The following is a 21835-nucleotide window of genomic DNA, read 5'->3' on the forward strand; positions in this document are numbered from 1 at the left end:
AACAAACTGGGGAACCTCACGGATGTCCGACAACGACCCATTTGCAGAACCAGATGACGCCGACCGCACGGTCATTCGGCCCAATCCCGGTGGCCGTCGCAATGTGGCGCCCACGCCTGCTGCGACACCCGCGCCCAGTTACGCCGATCCGATGGCCCCGCCAGCGGCACATCAGCCCGCCGCTCAACCGATGGGCATTCCCACCTCTCAGGCACGCGAAGCCAGCCTGACAGAACCCAGCGTCGAACAGGGCATGACCGGCATGAACCGGATCAATGCCGCCGGGGCCACGCTGTTTTCGCTGGTCAGCCGCATCCGCAACCGCGCCCAGCACATGGATCCGGAAAAACTGCGCCGCTCAGTTGTGGCCGAGGTACGCGAGTTCGAAAACCGCGCCCTGCAAACTGGTGTCGATGCGCAGGACGTCAAAATCGCACGCTACGCCATCTGCGCCACACTCGACGACGTGGTGCTGAACACGCCGTGGGGTGGTCAGTCGATCTGGGCCCAGCAATCCATGGTCGGCACCTTCCATAAGGAAACTGTAGGCGGGGATCGGTTTTTCGACCTTCTGGCCCGGCTTGAAAAAGAGCCCGCCAACAATATAGATCTGCTCGAATTCCTCTATATGTGCCTTTCGTTGGGATTCGAGGGACGTTTGCGCGTTGAACAACGCGGCACCGAAAAGCATCTAGAAATCCGCGCCGGGCTTGCCCGCATCATTCGCGGCCAACGTGGTATCGTTGAAAAGGACCTGTCGCCCCACTGGAAGGGCGAGGACAAGCCGCACAAGGTGTTGTCGATCTGGAAACCGCTCTGGATCACATCCGCCACCGTCGCACTGATCCTGCTGACTGTGTTCCTGTCCCTCAGTTGGGTGCTGAACCGGTCCACTGACCGCGTTCTGGGCCAATTGTCAGTGCTCGATTCCGGCACTGTGGCCGAACTGTTCCGCCGTGCACCCCCGCCACCGCCACCGCCACCACCGCCGGTCGAGCAGTTGAACCGGGTCATCGGTTTCTTGGAAGACGAAATCGAAGAAGGGATTGTCGAAGCGTTTCAGGATCAGCAGACGATCACAGTGCGCCTTGCTGGGTCAGGCATGTTTGGCTCAGGTTCGGATTCCTTGCAGGATTCTTTCCGCGAACCGCTGGAAAAAGTTGCCGCCGCTCTGAACGACACCGGAGGTCCCATCATCATCGTGGGGCATTCTGACAACGTGCCGATCCGCTCGTCGCGCTTTCCGTCGAACCAAAGCCTGTCGCTGGCACGGGCCGAGGCCGTCATGAACAAACTGGCGGACCAGCTTGCAGACCCCGACCGCCTCACTGCTGAGGGGGTGGCCGACAAGAGTCCCATCGCAGACAACGCCACGGCCGAAGGTCGGGCCAAGAACCGCCGGATTGAGATCGTTCTCGTTCGGGAGGATGCCACATGATTCTTCGCAGACTTTTCCAATTTGGCGCAGGTATCAACATCACCCTGTTTGTCGCCATTGCCTTTGGTCTTCTGGTCTGGTTCGCCGGACCATTCCTGACCTTGGGCGAAAGCGCACCCTTTGCCAGCGTGCTATCCCGCCTGATCACCATTGCCATCATCATGCTGCTGGCGCTGACCACGATCCTTTTGATCATCATGCGCCGTGCCAAGCGTGAAAAGCAGATGGCCGAGGATATCGTTGAATCCGTCGATGATGATGACGACGATGAAAACGAACTGGTCAAAGCCGAGTTGGGCGAGCTGAAAGGCAAGATGCGCGAAGCGCTCGCCGCGCTGCGCAAATCCAAGCTTGGGAAACGCTCGCTTTATGAATTGCCGTGGTATGTGATCATCGGCCCCCCCGGAGCGGGCAAGACGACGGCGCTGGTAAACTCGGGGCTGAACTTTCCATTGGCGAAATCCACCGGCAAGGCCAGCATTGGCGGGGTCGGGGGCACACGCAATTGCGATTGGTGGTTCACCAATGACGCCGTTCTGATCGACACCGCGGGCCGCTACACCACCCAAGACAGTGGCGAGTCAGAAGACAACGCAGGCTGGCTTGGCTTTCTCAAGATGCTCAAGAAGCACCGCAAACGTCAGCCCATCAACGGCGCGATTGTGGCCGTTTCTCTGTCCGACCTGTCCTTGCAGGACGAAGACAGCCAAAAAAGCCACGCCGCCGCCATCCGCCGCCGCCTTCATGAGTTGCGCGAAAAACTGGGCGTACGTTTTCCCGTCTACATCATGTTCACAAAGTCCGACCTGATCGCCGGCTTTACCGAGTTTTTTGACAATCTGGGCAAGGAAGAGCGCGAACAGGTCTGGGGCTTTACCTTGCCACTGCCGAAAAAAACCAAGGCCGAAGTTTCTCCTGTCGCCGCCTTTGACGAGGAATTCAGTGCGCTGCTTGCCCAGTTGAACTCGCAATCGCTGGAACGGATGCAGCAGGAAACGGACCACCAGCGCCGCGCGCTGATTTCCAGCTTTCCGGCGCAGTTTGCATCTGTCCGCCAGACCGCGCGCGTGTTCCTGAGCGAGGTGTTTCAGGACAACCGGTTCGAAAAACGGCATCTGCTGCGCGGCGTTTATTTCGCCTCGGGCACACAAGAAGGCACGCCCATTGACCGTCTGATGATGGGTATGGCGCGCACCTTCGGTATCGGTCGTCAGGCCATTGGTACGGGGCGGGGCACAGGACGCTCATTCTTCCTTACCCGGTTGTTCCAAGGGGTGATGTTCCCCGAGGCCGGGCTTGTCAGCGCTGATGACAAGGTCGAACGCCGATACAAGTGGACCAAACGCGTTGCCATCACAGCCGCCCTTCTGGGCGGCGTTGGCATGACAACCGTCTGGGCGCGCAGCTATATCGGCAACGCCGAATTGCTGCGAAACGCCTCTGAAAGCGTCGAAAACTACCGTGCCGCTGCATCGCAAATTCCAGGCAGCCCGATTCAGGACAGCGATCTGCCCAGCATCGTGCCCGCTTTGGATATCCTGCGCGCCATGCCCGCAAACCCTGCCGCTGGCGATCCAGAACCCGAACGCTCGCTCACCTGGGGGCTATATCAGGGCAAGAACATCGGCAATCAGGCCAAACAAACCTACAAGGCCGCGCTGAACGAACACCTGTTGCCCCGCCTGCTTTTGCGTCTCGAAGATCAGATGCAAGCCAACATGAACAACACGGACTTTCTCTACGAAAGTCTCAAAATCTACCTGATGCTCGGGCAGCAAGGACCAATGAACACGGACCTGATCAAAGAGTGGATGGCGCTTGACTGGTCTGTCGCGTTTCAGGGCAGCACACGCGATCCACTGCGCAACAGCCTGACCTTGCATCTTGAGGCGATGCTGGAAGCGCCGCTGGACCAAATCGCGCTGAACGGTCCGTTGGTTGAGCAGATTCAGGGCGTGCTGTCTGAAATGCCTCTGGCGCAGCGGGTCTATAACTCGATCATCAATTCGCCCCGCGCGTCGGCCTTGCCGCAATGGCGTCTGACAGACATTGGCGGCCCTGCGATCAGTCGCGTGATCGTGCGCTCTTCGGGCAAGCCGCTCAATGATGGGGTCGAAGGCATCTTTACCCATGACGGGTTCAACAACGTGTTCCTCGATGAGGCCCTTGGAGTCGCGCAACGACTGCAAAGCGAAAGCTGGGTGCTGGGTGCACGCGGCGAAGCGGAGCAAACCGAAATCGCCCTAGTGGCCATGAGCCGCGATGTGCTTGACCTGTATTACACCGATTTCATCTCGCGCTATGATCAGATCCTCGGGGACATCGACATCATTCCCATGGAAAGCCTGAGTCACGCGGTTGAAGTCACCAACGTTCTGTCCGGGCCAACCTCGCCACTGGTCAACATTCTGAACGCGATTTCGGATGAGACCAAACTGACAGAGCCGCGCGGCGTCGGTCTTGATACATCCGGTCTTGCCGAAGGGGCTGCGAGTGTTGGTGCACTAGAAGCGCAGTCCTTGCTGTCCAGCCGTGCACAATTGCTGCTTGGCACCTTGCAATCCAGCGTCAGCACGGGTGGCGATGCAGGCCCACCACCCGCAGCACCCGGCGAGTTTGTCGAAGAACGGTTTTCGTGGTTGCATGACCTGACCGAAGAAATCGAAGGCCAGCCTTCGCAGCTTTCTGAACTGATCTCGCGCCTGACCGAAGTCTATCAGGAACTGAACAAGCTCAGCTTTGCCGGTGGCGTAGGGGCAGGGGCCGCAGAGGCCAATGCCATTGTACGCTTTCAGGAACTGGCCAACCGTCTTCCCGGCCCGATCCAGCGCTGGTCGACACAAATCTCGTCCGGATCTTCTGGCATCACGGCAGACGGCACGCGCGCTTCCATCAACGCGCAGTGGCAGGCACAGGTCTTGCCCTTCTGCGAACAGGCCCTGACCGACCGGTATCCGTTCACGCGCGGCGCCAAGGCAGACGTGGCCATGGCAGACTTTGCACGCCTGTTTTCGCCCAACGGCCTGATCGACGGATTCTTTAACGAGAACCTGCGCGATTACGTGGACACCCGCGCACGCCCGTGGGCGTGGAAACGGGTGAACGACACCGATCTCGGGATCAGCCCGGCCGTGTTGCAACAACTGCAATACGCCGCCGAAATCCGGGATGCGTTCTTTGCCGGGGGCGCGACACCCGCCGTCAACTTCCAACTCACCCCAGAAGCTTTGGACCCCAAGGCGCAGGAAGTGTTGCTGGACGTCGATGGGACAGAAGTGAAATACGCCCACTCTGCCGCACCCAAACCCGCGGCGATCACATGGCCGGGTGCCGTCGGCTCGGCCCGCATCATCCTACAACCGGTCGTCGACGGGACGTCAAACGCGATGACACGGGATGGCCCGTGGGCGTGGTTCCGTCTGCTGAGTGCGGCCGAAGTGCGCCGCACCAATGTCAGCGACCGCAACCGTGTCGTGTTCAACGTCGGCGGGCGCATCGCAATCTTCCAACTGCAATCCGGATCGGTTCTGAACCCCTTTGCCCTTCCGGCCCTGGGCAAATTCAGCTGCCCCAAGTCGTTCTGATGACAGTTGGGTTTGGCGCATTTGGCAAGTTTCCAGGCATGGGTGATTTCCTGCGTGTTAACCTTCCTGTCGCCTTTGTGCAGGCTTGGGATACGTGGTTGCAGCAAGGCATGCTGGATGTTCGGGAAAACCTGGGAGCCAGCTGGAACGAAGCCTATATGTCGGCCCCCATCTGGCGCTTTACTCTACCTGCTGGGGCGGCGGGACCTCAGGTGGTGACTGGCATCCTTATGGCCTCGGTTGACAGGGTAGGGCGGGAGTATCCCCTGACACTCGCCACATGCCATGACGCACCCAACACTGTGGTTTCGCATCTGGCGAACGGACGCACTTTTGATCAGCTTGAAAACGTTGCCCTTGATGCGCTGGAAGACAGCGCGACCCGCGAGAGTGTTACAAGCGCCCTAAGCAATGTTCAGCTGATCCCGACGGGCCAGCCCACGCCTGCCAGCCTGCCTTATGCCGGGCCAATTCCGTTTTCAAAGGCGTTTGCAACGCATGCGCTGACCCAAAGCCACGGGCCCACGCCCGCAATATGGTCCACCATGATGCAAGACGATTTTCGCATGCTGGCCACCTCCGCCTTGCCCGAGGGACGTGACCTGCGCGCGCTCTTCGATCTCTCCCCAGCCCTATGGAGCGCATCAGGCGTCATGGCTCAAGTATGACTTCAATTCGCTATTCCGCATCCACCCATGTGGGTCACAAACGCAAGGTAAACGAGGACAGCATCCTCGCCTTGCCTGACCAGAACATCTGGGTTGTTGCTGATGGTATGGGTGGGCACGCCGGGGGGGATTTTGCATCTCAGACGGTGGTTGATTCCGTGGCCATGATTGATCCCACTCTGGAACCGGTGCAGTTGCTGCACGCCCTGCGGGACATGCTGTCCAAATCCCACCAACGGATTCAGGCAGAGTCCGCAGCACTAGGTGGCGTTACCATTGGTTCAACAGTGGTCACCTTCGCCATCGCTGAGGGCCACTTTGCCGCCTTCTGGGCCGGGGACAGTCGCCTTTACCGTTTGCAAGCGGGCGAGATTGAAATGCTGACCACCGACCATTCCTATGTGGCCGAGCTGGTTTTGGCCGGTGAATTGTCATGGGACGAGGCCGAACAACACCCCCAGTCAAATGCCATTACCCGGGCTGTTGGCGTCGGCGAAGAACTGGAACTGGAAAAGATCCGCGGCCAGATTCTACCCGGCGACAGGTTCCTGCTGTGCTCGGACGGTCTGACCAAATACGCGACCTTTAACACGCTGAAAAAGATACTCAGCTCTGAGCCAATCGAAACCGTGGCCGAGACACTATTGCACCTTGCGCTTGAAGGCGGTGGGGCGGACAATATCTCGATCATCGTGATCGATATTAACTAGGGCGCACGCAGGCATAATGGAAAAGGGTGTCATACCAATCATTCTGGGTGTCATGGGCGTCATCGTCGTTGGCCTTGGTGTGCTCGTATATCTGCAACTGCGCCCGGCACCAGACGTGCCTCGCTATGCATCGGATGGAGATGCTGAGTTCGCAGGTCCCGCCATCGACAGTGGTGCACGTATCGAAATCGAAGTCCTGCGCGCCCAGATCGAGGCGCTCGGTGTTCAGATCGAACGCCTTGAACAGAGGATCGCCGAGAACCGTGGCCCCACCAGCACTGGCCCGGCTGATGGGGTACAAGAGCAGGGCCAGTTCATCACCGATGGCAATGACTCGATCAGCGGATCACATGCGCAGGTCGTTCTGATCGCCAACCGGCGCAACCTGAACGAGGGACTGCGGATCGCCTCTCCGTCTTACCTCGAAAGTGTATTTGGCAGGCCGCGCGAAAACCTGACCTCCACCTGTCAGGGCATGACGAACGAACGTCTGGCCTCCAAGCTAAAGACGCAACAGGTCGGCCCAGTGCGTGTGCGGATGCTACAACCGGCACTGGATTCTCTTGGCCGTGTGTTTGATCAGATCCAGGCGACCGATCCGAACCTCTATTCTCGGATCAATACCGCGGGCGCACTTTGCGTGCGACATATCCGTGGCGCGCCGGGGCGTACATCCACACATGCCTTTGGCCTGTCACTGGACCTGAACATTGATGGCAAGCTGGATCGACTGGGCGACGGGAAAACGCAACTTGGTCTGACCATCATAAAAGACTTCTTTCTGGCCGAGGGCTGGTATTGGGGCGCAGGCTTTAGCCGAGAAGACAGCATGCATTTCGAAGTTAGCCGCGATCTGGTCGAAAAGTGGATTGCGGAAGGCTTGCTATAGCACCTGCTTGGGACGACCAGATCATCTGAATGATCCCTGCTCTGGGCGCCTTGATTGTCTTTTCCTAGTTGATCCATTTCCGAGGAGCAGGGGAGTTGGGACAACACATGCAATGCACCCCGTTCAATCCTCAAAACTATTGCCTTTGAGCATAAGCGGAACGATTGTGTTGGTCTCAAGATTGTTCATCACGAACCAATCGGGGCAAACGACAGAGTAGAAATATGATCTTTCAAGATGTTCTTCACAGTTACCGCACTGCACTCGCACGGTGGCTCCCGTTCCTTGCGGCACATCTTTTCATTCGCCTGATCGTGACGTCCCTGATGGTGCCATTGATCGCGGTCGCTCTAACGGCGACCCTGATGTTTTCCGACCAGACGTCGTTGACAGATCAGGACATTGCAAAGTTCTTGTTCACTCCAGCGGGCATTATCGGGGCTTTCGTCATTCTCTGCCTGCTGATCACGGCACTGGTTCTCGACGTGGTTGTCGCCACAGGAATACTGCGGCAACACTCTCGAAATCCCATTGACGCGCTCAGGCTGGCCACGGGTTTCGTTCTGCATTCCGTTCCGCGACTATTTCCGTTCATCTTCCAGTTTCTGGTCCGGCTTTTGATTATCATTGTGCCCTTCCTTCTGGTTGGGGGCGCAATTGCGTTCTTCCTCATCACTGAGCACGACATCAATTTTTACCTCACACAAAGGCCACCCGAATTTCTGACGGCTGTGGCGCTGATCGGAATTGTCGTTGTCGCGCTGGCCTTTATCTTGCTCCAGAAACTCAGCGGATGGGCGGTCGCGCTGCATTTGTCATTGTTTGACAAGATGGCTGCGTCGCAGTCTTTCGACGCAAGCGCCCAACACATGAAAACCAGACGCCTCGCCCTGATCGGGCGGCTATTGGGGTGGTTCGCCCTGCGCTTGGCTGCGTTGGCCGTAGCAGGTGCACTGGCCGCTCTTGTCATGACGTGGATATTGAACAAGCAACCAGACAGCCTGCGCGTGCTTGCGGCATCCATGATGGCCAGCGGCATTGTCTATTCGGTCTGCCTCGCATTTGTGAACGCTGTCTCAAACGGTGCACTGGCCGATCTTTTGAACGAAGAGTTCGAGGAGGTTTTGCAAGGACGCAAACCTGCACTCGATGTCTCCGAAATCAAAGACAGCGCCCGGACACGAGGGCTGACCCGTATCGCAGTCGCCGTTCTGGGGATTGCGTCGCTTGTGGGGATAGGAACGGGTGGACTTCTCGTGGAACGCGCCAAGCAGGACGCCGAGGCAGAAATCATAGCCCATCGCGGCGCGGCCGCCGTAGCACCTGAAAACACGATGGCCTCCGTCATGCGCGCCATCGAAGACGGGGCCGACTGGATCGAAATCGACGTTCAGGAAAGTGCGGACGGCGAAGTGATCGTGGCCCATGACAGTGATTTCATGAAAGCCTCCAAAGTGCCCACCAAAGTTTGGGATGTAACGGCCGCCGAACTTGAAGAAATTGACATCGGCAGCTGGTTTGATCCGACGTTTTCCCAAGAGCGTGTTCCGCTTCTTGAAGACGTTCTGCTGGCGGCCCGCGACAAGGCCAATGTTCTCATCGAGCTAAAGTATTATGGCCATGACGAGGATCTGGAACGCCGGGTGGCCCAGATCGTAGAAGACGCTGGCATGACAGATCAGATTGCGACCATGTCGCTAAAATACCCGGCCGTTCAAAAAATGCTCGCACTTCGCCCCGATTGGGAAACGGGCGTTTTGGCTGCCACGTCGATTGGGGATATGAGCGGACTTGAGGGCGATTTTCTTGCGCTCAATCAGGCATGGATTAATCCGATTTTGGTCGAACGGGCCAATGCAGTGGGCAAGGACGTCTATGCCTGGACTGTCAACGACCCAGTGACAATTGTGCGCATGCTCTGGATCGGCGTGAACGGGCTGATTACCGATGATCCGGCGCGCGCGCGCGAGGTTATGAACAACTACAACGAGCTTTCTGTCGGCGAGCGCGTGATTTTGGCGCTCAGCGATCGGGTGCGCAGCACAATCGATCTTGGCAAGGTTGAGGAATTGCGTCCCTGATGCAATTAGGGTGGCGATGAGAAGGTTTACATTGACCACATAACGTCAGTTATGTGAAATTTTTTCTTGGTTTTAAACAACCCCAGCCTTCCTAATCATCATCCGGTCAGCGCTGTTATTTGCAGCCTTTTGCACCGCTCGCACGTACCCAATCTCTGACAGCTCGAATATCACAGTACTCAGCGTCTTACTGCGGATGTCCAGAATGATCCGCCCGTCTTCCACCACCGATCCAAGGAAAAATTCCCGATAGGTGTGCCAGGGAAAGTGAAATCCGCAGGAGATAAAGCTGAAGGCATAGTCGAGCCCTTCAACTTTGTGCGTGTCCTCAGCAGAAGGGTTCAGCGTTTTGACCAACTTGGCGGGTACACCGTTTCGGGTCAAAAGCGATTTGGCGACCTTGAGGCTGGAATAGGCCGCACCTTCGTCTGCGAAGCCGAAGTGCCGGTTCTCGTTCGTTTCGAGATCAATCAGATGGAGTGAACATTTGAAGTCCTTCGCAAGAAATAAATCAAATAGCGCGTAGCCACAGCCGATATCAGCAATGGCCTTGGGCGGCTTAGCCTCAAAGATTGGGCGCAGTTGCAGATACTCTAGATACACAAAGGCCGCCGCCCGCCGCACTAAGACGTCAGCGCCGATCTGATTGATAAGGTCCAGAACAGGGGCCGTATTGCCATTCATCCATGCGCGAATGTATCGATTGTATCTCGGTTGATCCCGGATAATTTCAGACCGCTGCAGGATCAAGTTAACCACATCTTCCACATTTAGAGCATCAACATTCAATCCGGTAATCTGTTCCAGATCAGTCGCCTGCATCGCCTCTTCAAACGTGATCATGTGCCCGCCGGTTGTGTAAATACATCAAGTGGAGTTGCTTTCTTTGAGCGGATTCCCCTTTGTTAAACGCACCGTACTTAAATTACATTCTCATTAATAGTACATCCTCACGAAAGTCCTTCGTACAACTTGATCTACAAAAGGCACGACACACCCCGTTTACCTTACATTCCAAATTTAGACCCGCTAGAATCCTTCACAGAGATAACAACAAGTGCCCTATCCCACATATGTCAGCCGCGACCATTTACTCAGTAACACGACGACGGCCATCGCATGCCCAGTGATGTCATGCAGCGCAGGTTGGCGGGGCTAGAGCTAAAAAGTTGCGCGCTGATAGATGCGGTAAGTGTTGGCGCCGACGATACCCGCCAGATCACGCTCTACTTTGACGCCCGGATCGCTCCCAAAGATGTGGAACCGCCTGAGGGTGCGACGCTGCGCGCAACTAAGAGCATCGGTGACGGCCCCATCCTGTCCTACTCAGTTCCCGAAAACACCGAGCTAAAGTTCACCATCGCGGGTCAGAATGTAGTTGTCGCGCCGGGGCAGGATGAACGCGGCCACTTTGACGGGCTGAATTGCTTTGCCTCTGTGCGCAATGGGGAAAGTGCCGACACTGTGCTGGCTTGGATCGCCTATCATGCCCAGCATCACGAGTTGGAAGGCGTCGTCCTGTTGGACCGGGCCAAACCGGGGACTGATGACCGCTTTTCCGCAGACCTTCAGGCAGGGATGACGGCCCACGGCCTGACTCTGCCAGTGCTGATCCTGTCCAGCAACGTACCCCTTGGCCAACCGGACCAACCGGCCGAGGCACACCCGTTCAGCGTGCCCGGCGCACCGGGTAAAGATCGCATGAAAGTGCCCGCGCCTGACCCGTGGTCGGCCCCCCTCGGCGTCTTCAGCATCTATGAAATCATGCGGGAACGGTTTCTGCACTCTGCCCGCGCCGTGGCCAATATCGATGTCTACGATCTGATCACGCGCGGTGATGACACTGTGTTTGACATGGCCGTGCGTGCACAAGGGGGCGTTGTCCAGTTGATGGGCGAACAGTGCTACCCATGGCGCATGCGCGATGGCGACCCCATTCGCTTTGGCGATCATATCTGTGTGCAGTTCGACCACACCAAGATGCGCAAACGGTTCTGCATCGCGCCTGACCGAGCGCCTGACACAGCCGTTTGGCGACTGGTGCGCATAGGCAATGCAGAGCCGGACGAAAACGTTAATGGCCATTTTTTCCGCCACATGTCTCTGCGCCATCCATCGCCGGCCGTGTCAAAGATCGTGCCCAAAACGTCCCTGATCGAAAACGAAGCCCTCTTGGCCCGCGCCAGGAACATGTTCAACCACGACCCCGTGCGCATGCCGAAGGACAAGCTGGACAAAGTGCCCAAAGGCAGGGGCCGCTGCGCGATCGTCACCACGATGAAGAATGAGGGGCCATTTATCCTCGAATGGCTCGCCTATCATCGCGCCATCGGGTTTGATGACATCATCGTTTACACCAACGATTGCTCCGACGGCACCGACACCATGCTTGAGATGTTGCAGAACAAAGGGGTCGTACAGCACCGGAACAACAACTTTCAGGACATGGGCCTGAAACCGCAACACGCCGCCCTGCAATCTGCCGAAGGCGAACAGGTGATCCAAAAGGCCAAGTGGGTCACCTGCATCGACGTTGATGAGTATGTGAACATCAAGGTCGGCGACGGGACGCTTGATGCGCTTTTCGCTGCCGTGCCGGATGCCAACATGATTTCGATGACATGGCGGCTTTTTGGCAATGGCAACGTGCATGAATTTTTGGATGTGCCTATCACCGAACAGTTCACCCAATGCGCGCCCGAACTGGCCCGCAAGCCACATCAGGCATGGGGGTTCAAAACGCTGTTCCAGACCAACGGGATTTTTAAAAAGCTGGGGGTACATCGGCCCAAAGGGCTCAAGCCGCAGTTCTGGGATCAGATTAACTGGGTCAATGGATCGGGCCAAGCGATGCCGCCCGACATGTACCGCAACGCATGGCGTTCAACGACAGCCACCTACGGCTATGATCTGGTGCAACTCAACCATTATGCAGTGCGCTCTGCCGAGAGCTTTCTGGTCAAACGTGACAGGGGCCGCGTGAACCACGTCGATCGGGATCAGGGCCTCGCTTACTGGTTCAGGATGAACAACAACGCCGAAGCCGAAACCTCGATCCTGTCGCGCCTTCCCGCGATGAAGGCGGAACTGGCCCGCCTCATGAGCGATCCGGATATCGCGGCGGCACATGCGCACAGCGTGGTCGCTCACCGGGCTAAGATTGACGCCCTGCGCGGCACGGAAAACTACGCGCAATTCTACGCAGAACTGACCAGCCCGCGGATGCAAAAGCTGTCCACGCTGCACACTCATTTCGGGGCCAATGTGTTCCTGTCCGGTCCCGGCGTTGTGCCGGACGATATCGTTGACCGCGCACAAGGTGACGACTGGTTCTTCACGGTCGAACAGCAGGGCACGACGCAGCACTGAAGGTTTGGACTTGAAGCGGTTTCGCCGATCTTGCGAGTGTCCGTTTTTGCGGACTAAGTGGACGACGCGCTGACGCTATGTAGAATGGTCTCGCAGGTGCAGATACAACCGAACGCAAAGCTTCCATCATACGAAAACGCGGGCGATTACATAGGCCGCTTGAGAATTGCTGCGAGAATAGAGAGGGTCGATCCCGATGGCCTAACTGCAAATGCAGCAAGGGAAAACCCAATCGACGACAGCTTGATTCAACAGAACACTGCACCTCATGTTACGACTTCTCGAAGACGTACTTGGTGCACCCAATGGGTGATAAATCACCCACCTTGTGTAATTTCATAAAGCGCAAAAGTGTTTTTTAAACCAATTCCTCCAATCAGATGGGTGTCGTAAAAAGGGGTTGTGTAAAAGTTGAACTGTTTTTGTGAGTAACAAGTATGAACTGTCGTAGAAGTGGCGCGAGTTGGGCCGGCATTTCCGTTTGGAATGCATCCAATAGTTTGAACAACTCTCCTGAAGTCTGCACTAAATTGTTGTCCCTTGAAGACCTTGCGGAAAGGCGAACCAGACGCGACGTGCTGGTCACGAGCTCTGCTTCAATCGCCACAATTTTTGCAGCTGTAAGCCTCCTGAGGGCTTAAGAATTTGCCTCGGCCGCGGCTCACGCCCGCGCGCCAGCAAAAAAATACGCATAAAAATTCCGACCTGACGTCGGACGATTGACTGTCAATTTAACTCTGGGTGGGGGCACCACCAAGGAGTTAGTTAAATGGTACCCGCCTGTAATAAGTATACTTCGATCGGCTCAACATTGCTCTTCGCGGCCCTCTTGACGGGTTGCACGAGTTCAGACCAATTCCAAGTGACGCGAGTCTCCCAATTGGTTCAACTAATGGCTTCTGAAGACACCCAAGACTGCCGGTTCAAGACCATTCGAACCGACGTGTACTCAGAAATCTTTGCTCGCGATGACAGCGTTTCTTTCATCAAGAATTTGGAAGACCTTTGCCCGACAGTTGGTTTTGCACTGTCAGAGGCCGACCCAGCGCTGGGATCGCAATCGGCATTTTTTGATGTCACGAATGAAGAAGAACCCTCAGGCCTTGGGTCTTCGGGTGGCGGCACGCGGAGTGCAGGAAACGGGACTAGCGGCAGTTCAGGCGGTGGAAGCACCGGAGACGGAAGCGATGGCGCCGGAAGCAACACAGGGGGAGAAAGTACAGGCGGAAGTAGTGGCGGCAGCGCCGGCGGCGATGACAGTAGCTCCGGTGGCGGCAGTAGCGCAGGCGGCAGCGGCAAAGGCGGCGGCGGCAAAGGCGGCGGCGGCAAAGGCGGCAAAGGCGGCGGGCGGAATGGAAACAATGGTGGTGGTAACGGACCTGAGGGTGCAAGTCCCGGTAAGGGGCACCGCGCAAACTTTGATGAAAACGGCACTTAAGCCAGACCTTTGTTGGGCACTGTCAAAGGAAACCGGCCAATGGCTGAACAACGGATCGGAGAATTCAGACCTGCCGTTGTCACAACGAGAACGGGCCATGCTGCGAGTCAGGCGCCTGCGAAGTTTGCAGAAATTCGCAGGCGTTCACGGCTCATTCCGAACGGTTGTTGAAGACAGACCGAACCATGTCGAAAAGTTGTCAGGTTGGCCCGCCCCTTCTTGCTAGACCTGCAAGGATGTTGATTGCGTGCGTAACATGACATGAGGGGAGGTGCGCGACCATTGGCTTTTGGCTGGGTCTACATTGGGCTCAAACCCGCCCTTCGCCGCATGCCATCTGACCCCAAGGTGGTGAAGAAACTTCTCCACGTTGTCCATTTTCCGCCACATTGCCTGTTTACAAAGTCGACGAGGTACCCGTGCACGGCCAAGAACTGTTTCAAAAACAGAAACAAAGTGCATAATGCGGCCAAAAGAGCCGTGTCGACAAAAGAGCAGCGCAGGAAAGACCCGTCTCAGATGGCAAAGTCCGAAGAGAAAAAGCGAACTGAACGCGAGGCTTGGCGCTCATCCCTTGCCGAGCGCGCAGCGGCCGAAGGGTTTTTTGAAGAAATCGGCCCTCTGCACAAGGCGATCCACATTCCCGAAGACGGCGAGCTGGGCAAAACCCTCGTAGTGGTCTTCGACAATCTTGATGACATCCGCCAGGATCCCAACCGCCTGCCATGGGCTGTGGACTTTATCAGCTCGCAAGGCTGGTCCTCACTTGGCGTCATGGCGCACGGACCGACATGGTATCGTGACGCGCACATGTTCGCGTTCTTTGACCGGCTAAGGGACGAAAAGTTCTTTGATAAATTCGACCGTGTTGTGTTTTACGGCACTTCGATGGGCGGCTATGCCGCTGCATCCTTTTCCGCCGCCTGCCCCGGGGCGACTGTCGTCGCCATCAGCCCACAGGCCACGATGGACCGGGACCGCGCGGGTTGGGATCACCGTTACAAACGCTCTTGGATACACGACTATGACGGCCCCTATGGCTATGCGCCGGACCTGTCGGCGGCAGCGGAAAAAGTCTGGGTGTTCTACGATGCGCGCATGCCCCAAGACGCCATGCACGCCTCCCTTTTTCGAGGGTCAAACGTGATCGACATGGGTTGCCCGTTCATGGGCCACGGCATGCTGACCATGTGGCGGGACATAGGTGTGCTGAAACCGATCATTTCTGGCGTGATCAATGACACACTGACGCCCACGAGCGTACGCCGTTTGCTGCGAGCACGACACCAGTCAAAGATGTATCAAAAAGCGTTGCTCCAGTATCTTGAAGGCACCACAAAACACCGCCTGTTGATCCGCTACTGTTTCGCCATCCTCAAGACGCGCCCGGCCCCGCATTTCCGAAATGCCGCGCAACGCGCACGCCAGCATCTGCGGGAAAACGCATGAAGCCGCTGCCCAATATCGCCTCGCTCTGGATCGGCGGACGGTTGTCGTGGCTGGAACAGCTGTGCCTGAAATCCTTTGCCGATCAGGGCCACCGCACCACGCTTTACAGCTATTCGCCCATCCCGAACCTGCCCGAAGGCGTGCACGCCGGTGATGCAGAGGAAATCTTTCCCTCCAAGCCAATGCTCATCCACGCCCGCAACGGCAGCCCCGCGATCCACGCTGACATGTGGCGCCTGCATCTGTTGGCCAAGACGGACAACATCTGGGTCGATGCGGACATGTACTGCTATCGCCCCTTCGATTTTGACAGCCCCTACGTCTATGGCTGGGAAAAGCCCGGACAGGTCTGCAACGCGGTTTTGGGCCTGCCGCCAGACTCCAAAACCCTTATCGGTCTGCTCGACTTCTTCAAAGACGAATACGCAATCGCGCCGTGGCTGAAGAAATGGCAGCAAAAGGAACTGCAGGCGGAAAAGAACGCAGGCAACCCTGTGCACATGACCGAACAGGCATGGGGGTTCACGGGCCCCGCCTCGGTCACGTATTTCCTCGAACAAACAGGCGAGATTGAGCACGCAGAACCGCAAACCGTGTTCTACCCGATCTCGTTTCCTGACCGGAACCACATGATCATGTCCCGCTTCAACATCGAAGAGCGGCTGACAGAACAGACCCGCGGGGTACACTTCTGGGCCCGGCGGATGAAACCGCGCCTTGAGGAAAAGGAAAATAACACCCCGCGCCGGGGCAGCTTCATGGACGGCCTGATCACCAAGCACGGGATTGACCCCGCCGCCGCCCCGATCCCAGCGAAAAAGAAAGTGTCGAACGCCCCCGTCATGGATCCAGAATTTCAGGCCAAAATCGGGATCGAGGCGCTCAAGGGCGAGGCCTCCTTCACCAAAATCTGCCGCGATCACCTTGTCGATAAGCAATTCGTAAAATCCTGCCGCGACACGATTGTGAACAATGCCGCAACGCTGTTCGCACCCAAGACGGACAAAGGAACATGAACAAACGCGTCAAATGGGCCGACACACTGGCCGAAATGGGCGAAGAACGCGGGTTCTTTCGCCAACTGGGCGACCAGCACAACGCCCTTTTCATCAAGGGTGACAACACGCTGGTTGTAACCTTTGACAACCTCGATGACGTCCGTCAGGACGTCGAAGAAAGAATGCCGTGGGGCAGCCAGTTCATCTCATCGCGCGGCTGGTCCTCGCTTGGCATCGGGGCGCATGGCTGGACGTGGTACCGGGATGAGGCGGTGCACGACTTCTTTGACGAATTGCGCGACACCGGCTTTTTTGACCAGTTTGACAATGTGGTGTTTTACGGCACCTCGATGGCCGGGTATGCGGCCACGGTGTTTTGCGCCGCCGCTCCGGGGGCCAAGGTGCTGGCCATGAACCCACAAGCCACCCTTGAACGGCGCATCACACGCGGCTGGGAAACCCGCTATCATCGCTCATGGAAACAGGATTTCTCCGGGCGCTATTCCTACGGACCCGACCAGTCGGCCAGCGCAAATATCGTCTACCTGTTTTTTGACCCCTATGTGGTCGAGGATTCAATGCACGCTGCCCTTTATCAAAACGACAACGTGGTCAAAATCCGATGCCGCCACTTTGGCCACGGCCTTACCAGCGCCTTCAACCGCATCGGCAAGCTCAAGGAACTGGTCGAAATGTGCGTGAACGGCACGCCCGAAGACCACCAGATTTACAAACTGATGACGGCGCGCAAGGACTTGCCCCGCTATCAGAAATCCGTGCTCAACAAGCTACTTGAACGCAAGCGCCCGCTGCTGATCCACCGCTGGTGTCGCCGCGTGATAGAGATGTCTGGCGAAGGCCAGCGCCCCCATTTCCGCCGCGCCATGAACCAGGCCGCGCGCGCATTACGCCCTGATCAGGTGTGATGACAACTGCGCCCCCTCCCCTGCCCGCGTGGTACGCCGAACTTCCCGAAAGCGACCGCAGCGAGGATTTTCACCAGCATGTCGGCGCGGCAGAAATCTTGCTGTGCGAACGCGACTCTAAACAACTGATCATCAGCTTTGGACTAAGCGAAGAAACAGATCACCCCGAGCTTGACTGGCCCGCTTGGACAGACCGGCTGGCGCGCACCAAGGGGTGGAGCCATATGGCGATCATTGCCCCCAAAGGTACGTGGTTTCGCGATGCCCACCTGATCCAAACGCTGGAACAACTCCGCGATCTGGGCTTTTTCAAAAGGTTCAAAAACGTAGCCCTGTTTGGTGCCGCCCATCCCGGTGGCGGGTTTGCCGCCCTTGCCTTTGCCCCGCTTTGTCCGGGCGCGACTGTGATCGCCTTTGATCCGCAATCGACCTTGCGCGCGTCCTCTGCCCCGTTTGAGGATCGGTTTGAACCGCAAGTGCCAAGCCACTGGGCGCGCCCGTTTTCGGATGCATCCCGCGCCCTGACCCACACATCGCGGGCTTACGTCGCCTATGATCCCTTTTGCCGTCACGCGACACAGCATATCGCCCGCTTGCCAGCCAAACGGATCACGCCGCTGCACGCCTACGGGCTCGTCGATGACATCGGCGTGGCGCTCAAACGGCTCGGTCTGCTCAATGACGTCCTGATTGCTGCTGTCGAAGGCACGCTTGAACCTGCCGCGTGGTATCCGGCCCTGCGCACGCGGCGTGATCTTTATGTCTACCGACGCGGCATGGAAGGCCATTTGCAGGCGCGCGGCAAGGAAGTGTTGTCTGCTGCCTTCGTGGCCGCCTTTCGCAAACGCAACCGCGCGCGCAAGGCGGCGGAACAGCAACCAGCACCTGCGCCCGACGTACCGAAGGACCTTCCCCCATCCTTCCCGGATGCCCCAACCGCTCCCGCCCTCGCCGGGCGGCGTTGGCCGCGCACCCTTGGCAATGTCTGGGGCCTGCGCGATGAACCGACCGGTTTTCGCTACATGTCCGATCAGTACGATGGGCGCGTTATGGGGTTCGAAGAACGGCGCGAAGTCACCCTTGGCGAAACCCACCCATTGGCGCTCGGAATGGGCGCGCTCGGTGGCCGCGCAGGCATTCCCCGCGCCCTGCCCGAGGACTTCCGTTTTCACGTTGTTGACGAAGCGCTTTCCGGGCGCGGCGCACCGACCCAGGCCAAATCCCACGGCGTGGCTGCACAGCGCCTGGCCGCACAACAGCGCCACGCATACCGCACCGTCATCGCCCTGACAGAGGCCCAATCAGGGATCACCGAAGCCGAAGCGCTGCCCGACAGCCCGCATTACCAGTCACTGATCGAACGGATCGCGGCTGCGCGCGAGGCACTGGCGGGCTGGAACAAAACTCTGTTCGTCGACCGCATCGCCTTGTCACTGTTATCCGGTGCGCCCGATATGCCCCAAGCCGAAGCCCTGCAACACTACGGCGACGTCGCCCACGCCATCCGCACCGATGCCGCACGCGCCGCCGGGCAAGCCAGCCCGCCGCATATCGTGGTCTCTCAAAGCGCAGGCACCGCCACCGATGGCACGTCAGACGTGATCCTAGCCGAAGGACAACTCGACATCACCCACCCCGCCCTTGGGATCATCGTGGCCACGCCGACCTACCCGTTCGCATTGATGGATGACATGCCCGCAACGCTTGATCCGCAATCCGCAATGCTGGTTGACGAATTAGAAGCGCTGGCCATTGCAGCGGTGCAGGACAACACCCGCTGGTTCTGCCCCTCGCTGCGCTCAGCCCAAAGCAACGGCCGCACCATCAAGGCCACCTTCTCGGCTCTCGGCAATCTAGAGATGGGCGATGGCCCGCACGGTTTTGCAATCACTTGCGCAGGGGCAACACCCGCCATCACAAACGTATCGGTGCAGGGCCAAGACGTGATGCTCCAACTCGACAGCGACGTGCCAGCAGACGCCCACATCACCTATGCATGGGGCGCGTCAGCCAAGAAAACCACGGGGCGCTTCGCCAACGCGGGCAGCTTGCGCGATCAATGGTCCCGTCCCAGCGTCATGGCCCCCGGACAGACACTGCACCGCTATGCACTTGCGGGCCGCGTCGCCATCACGCCCGCCGGAGGCCCGGCATGAGTACGCGCAAAAACATCCTGCTGATCAGCCTTGATGACGCCTTTTCCTACTGGAAATACCGCTCCGCCTTTGGCGCAGAGCTGAAAACACCAAACCTCGATCGCATCTGTGCGGAATCCTCCGCCTTTCGGTCCGCCTATTGCCAAGTGCCGGTTTGCGGTCCTTCCCGCTCCAGCTTCATGTCCGGGCTCACCCCGCATCAGCTTGGCATCTTCGACAACTACACCAACGTGTTCGAAGTCTTGCGCCCCGAACAAATGTGGTCCTACCGGCTGAAACAAGACGGCTACTATTGTTCCAACGCGGGCAAGGTGCACCACCGCTTCAAGCCGCTGCCCGACCACATCCACAATGTGCTTTATTCTCACCCGCCCGGGTTTCTGAACATCGGCCCCGGCAAGAACGCCAAGACCAAGAACTACGGCGGGCTGATGAAGGGGCACGGCACCACCGATCCGGCCTACGATAACAGGTACTATGACGCTCAAAGCGCCACATCGGCCGTGAAATTCCTCACTGACTATGACCGCGCAGCCCCGTTTTATCGCGAGGTGGGTTTTTATCACCCCCACTCGCCCTACAAGACCCCCGCCCGGTTCAAGGACATGTATGACGAGGCGTCGTTCCTTCAGCCCGAAGCGTGGACGGCGCATGACAAGAATGCATTTGCTGACCAGTTCATGGCCGAGAACATGGACAATTCCGACGTAGATCTATGGCGCAAAAGCGTTCGGAACTACTTTTCCGCCTTTTCCCACGTAGACGAACACTTGGGGCGGGTCTGGGACGCGCTGAAGGCGTCCAAACACGCCGACAATACGGTGGTGATCCTGCTGTCCGACCACGGATATCATCCGGGCGACAAAAACAGGTTCCGCAAATATACGCTTTATGAAGAGGCGGCAGGCGTGCCGATCATCATCCACGATCCCAGCACGCCTGCGGCGCGCGAGATCACCGATCCGGTCGCCCTGCTCGATATCGGACCCACCGTGCTCGACTACGCCGATTGCGCGCCATTGCAGCACGCAGTTGGCACCTCACTGCGCCCCCAAGTCGAAGGGGCAGACGTGCCCGACCGCGCCGTACCCACCTTCTTTTTCGGCTCTGCCTCGATCCGCAAGGGCAAGTATCGCTACACTCGATATCAGGACGGCTCGACACAACTTTTCAACCTCGATGACGACCCATGGCAGCTGCGCGATCTGTCAAACAGCGACCCCAAGGCAGCGAAATTGCACCGCATTCTTGTTGAAACCAGCAGCCAGTATGGCCTCGAAATCATCGACTCCACAACGGCCAGCCCCGCCCCCAATGCCTACACAAGCGTCACTCAAGGGGTCCTGCCCCCGAGTACGCTCACAGGGCAAGGGGCAATCACTGTCGGAAACCTAACAAACCATGACACCAGCCCCGGCTTTCGCAAACAGTTCGCCACGCTCAGCGAAAACGGAACGATCGGCCTGCCCGAAGGGGTGCGCGCGCTCTATCTTGCCGCCGACTACAAAACGGCTGCGAATTACTACGGGGTCACGGGCAACGACCGTGGCAACACGGTAAACTTTGTCGGCGGGCACAACCGTTGCCTACTGGATATCGACTGCGGGACAGGGAACGATACCATTCTGGGCCATCTCGACCAAATGCGCGCCCGGCTGAATGCGGGTAACAACACTGTCGTCACCGGACACACTGGCGCCGAAATCTACGCCGGTTCTGGACACGACCGGATCGAGACGGCGGATGGACACAACCAGATTATCGGCGGCACTGGCGATATGGAGGTCTTCACTGGCGGCGGACATGATGTGATCACCACGCAAGCTGGCAAGAACCGCATCCTGTGCACCGATGGCAGCACCGAAGTCATCGTCAAAGGCGGTCAGAACAAGATCGAAATCTTGGGCGGCGACGTTACGGTGCGCGTCCACCGCACCGGTCTGCCTCAGACCATTCTAGGCCTGAACGACGGCTACATCGACCTTAGACATTGGGACGTCCTTGGCCCGATCACCGTCGCACTCCAACCGGGCGGCGACACCTATGCCTGCGCAGGCGGCGAATTCATCCGTTTTGTCGCGACCAAACCCGACATCGTCAAAAGCGCAATCATGGCAGGTCCGTTATGA

The 21835-nt window shown here is 57.9% G+C and carries 14 protein-coding genes; 13 read left to right on the plus strand and 1 reads right to left on the minus strand.

The window, feature by feature from the left end; translation table 11 throughout:
- Window positions 1-22 precede the first annotated feature (22 nt).
- From icmH to DHN60_RS16980, 6 genes are all read left to right on the plus strand, one after another.
- Window positions 23-1438, plus strand: coding sequence for a type IVB secretion system protein IcmH/DotU (gene icmH / locus DHN60_RS16955; protein WP_108838518.1), 1416 nt, complete (start codon window positions 23-25; stop codon window positions 1436-1438).
- Complete coding sequence (gene tssM, locus DHN60_RS16960) at window positions 1435-5022, plus strand: type VI secretion system membrane subunit TssM (protein ID WP_108838519.1); 3588 nt, start codon at window positions 1435-1437, stop codon at window positions 5020-5022. The genes icmH and tssM overlap by 4 nt, the downstream gene beginning before the upstream one ends.
- Window positions 5022-5690, plus strand: coding sequence for a type VI secretion system-associated protein TagF (tagF, locus tag DHN60_RS16965; protein ID WP_108838520.1), 669 nt, complete (start codon window positions 5022-5024; stop codon window positions 5688-5690). Before tssM ends, tagF begins: the two co-directional genes overlap by 1 nt.
- Window positions 5687-6400, plus strand: a complete 714-nt coding sequence (locus tag DHN60_RS16970; RefSeq protein WP_108838521.1) for a PP2C family serine/threonine-protein phosphatase — start codon at window positions 5687-5689, stop codon at window positions 6398-6400. Before tagF ends, DHN60_RS16970 begins: the two co-directional genes overlap by 4 nt.
- A gap of 52 nt (window positions 6401-6452) precedes the next feature.
- The gene (locus DHN60_RS16975; RefSeq protein WP_234423681.1) at window positions 6453-7289 is read left to right on the plus strand and encodes a M15 family metallopeptidase; all 837 of its coding nucleotides are present in this window, start codon (window positions 6453-6455) and stop codon (window positions 7287-7289) included.
- A gap of 224 nt (window positions 7290-7513) precedes the next feature.
- Window positions 7514-9370, plus strand: coding sequence for a glycerophosphodiester phosphodiesterase family protein (locus tag DHN60_RS16980; RefSeq protein ID WP_108838523.1), 1857 nt, complete (start codon window positions 7514-7516; stop codon window positions 9368-9370).
- Between the two features lie 72 nt (window positions 9371-9442).
- Here the strand turns inward: DHN60_RS16980 and DHN60_RS16985 are convergent, their stop codons facing one another.
- On the minus strand, window positions 9443-10213 hold the full coding sequence (locus tag DHN60_RS16985) for a class I SAM-dependent methyltransferase (protein WP_108838524.1): 771 nt from the start codon (window positions 10211-10213) through the stop codon (window positions 9443-9445).
- 276 nt (window positions 10214-10489) lie between these two features.
- Between DHN60_RS16985 and DHN60_RS16990 the strand changes: the two genes are divergently transcribed.
- From DHN60_RS16990 to DHN60_RS17020, 7 genes are all read left to right on the plus strand, one after another.
- Window positions 10490-12739, plus strand: coding sequence for a glycosyltransferase family 2 protein (locus tag DHN60_RS16990; RefSeq protein WP_108838525.1), 2250 nt, complete (start codon window positions 10490-10492; stop codon window positions 12737-12739).
- Between the two features lie 968 nt (window positions 12740-13707).
- Complete coding sequence (locus tag DHN60_RS22705) at window positions 13708-14403, plus strand: hypothetical protein (protein ID WP_234423682.1); 696 nt, start codon at window positions 13708-13710, stop codon at window positions 14401-14403.
- Window positions 14404-14696: 293 nt separating this feature from the next.
- Window positions 14697-15626, plus strand: coding sequence for an alpha/beta fold hydrolase (locus DHN60_RS17005; protein ID WP_159089257.1), 930 nt, complete (start codon window positions 14697-14699; stop codon window positions 15624-15626).
- A complete protein-coding gene (locus tag DHN60_RS17010; protein WP_108838527.1) occupies window positions 15623-16642 on the plus strand; it encodes a hypothetical protein in 1020 nt (339 codons plus the stop codon). Before DHN60_RS17005 ends, DHN60_RS17010 begins: the two co-directional genes overlap by 4 nt.
- Entirely contained in the window at window positions 16639-17550 is a 912-nt protein-coding gene (locus DHN60_RS17015) for a phosphoadenosine phosphosulfate reductase (RefSeq protein WP_108838528.1), read from the plus strand. Before DHN60_RS17010 ends, DHN60_RS17015 begins: the two co-directional genes overlap by 4 nt.
- Complete coding sequence (locus DHN60_RS22360) at window positions 17550-19706, plus strand: hypothetical protein (protein ID WP_159089258.1); 2157 nt, start codon at window positions 17550-17552, stop codon at window positions 19704-19706. Before DHN60_RS17015 ends, DHN60_RS22360 begins: the two co-directional genes overlap by 1 nt.
- Window positions 19703-21835 carry a sulfatase-like hydrolase/transferase gene (locus DHN60_RS17020; RefSeq protein WP_159089259.1) on the plus strand — a complete coding sequence of 711 codons (2133 nt, stop codon included), beginning with the start codon at window positions 19703-19705 and terminating at the stop codon, window positions 21833-21835. The genes DHN60_RS22360 and DHN60_RS17020 overlap by 4 nt, the downstream gene beginning before the upstream one ends.

Source organism: Tateyamaria sp. Alg231-49 (genome assembly GCF_900143535.1).
Taxonomy (GTDB): domain Bacteria; phylum Pseudomonadota; class Alphaproteobacteria; order Rhodobacterales; family Rhodobacteraceae; genus Tateyamaria.

Coding starts and splice junctions, on each gene's coding strand:
- DHN60_RS16985 (WP_108838524.1), bottom strand. CDS start 10,213: ATGATCACGTTTGAAGAGGCGATGCAGGCGACTGATCTGGAACAGATT.
- icmH (WP_108838518.1), top strand. CDS start 23: ATGTCCGACAACGACCCATTTGCAGAACCAGATGACGCCGACCGCACG.
- DHN60_RS22705 (WP_234423682.1), top strand. CDS start 13,708: ATGACAGCGTTTCTTTCATCAAGAATTTGGAAGACCTTTGCCCGACAG.
- DHN60_RS17020 (WP_159089259.1), top strand. CDS start 19,703: ATGAGTACGCGCAAAAACATCCTGCTGATCAGCCTTGATGACGCCTTT.
- DHN60_RS16980 (WP_108838523.1), top strand. CDS start 7,514: ATGATCTTTCAAGATGTTCTTCACAGTTACCGCACTGCACTCGCACGG.
- DHN60_RS16990 (WP_108838525.1), top strand. CDS start 10,490: ATGCCCAGTGATGTCATGCAGCGCAGGTTGGCGGGGCTAGAGCTAAAA.
- tssM (WP_108838519.1), top strand. CDS start 1,435: ATGATTCTTCGCAGACTTTTCCAATTTGGCGCAGGTATCAACATCACC.
- DHN60_RS22360 (WP_159089258.1), top strand. CDS start 17,550: ATGACAACTGCGCCCCCTCCCCTGCCCGCGTGGTACGCCGAACTTCCC.
- DHN60_RS17015 (WP_108838528.1), top strand. CDS start 16,639: ATGAACAAACGCGTCAAATGGGCCGACACACTGGCCGAAATGGGCGAA.
- DHN60_RS17005 (WP_159089257.1), top strand. CDS start 14,697: ATGGCAAAGTCCGAAGAGAAAAAGCGAACTGAACGCGAGGCTTGGCGC.
- tagF (WP_108838520.1), top strand. CDS start 5,022: ATGACAGTTGGGTTTGGCGCATTTGGCAAGTTTCCAGGCATGGGTGAT.
- DHN60_RS17010 (WP_108838527.1), top strand. CDS start 15,623: ATGAAGCCGCTGCCCAATATCGCCTCGCTCTGGATCGGCGGACGGTTG.
- DHN60_RS16975 (WP_234423681.1), top strand. CDS start 6,453: ATGGGCGTCATCGTCGTTGGCCTTGGTGTGCTCGTATATCTGCAACTG.
- DHN60_RS16970 (WP_108838521.1), top strand. CDS start 5,687: ATGACTTCAATTCGCTATTCCGCATCCACCCATGTGGGTCACAAACGC.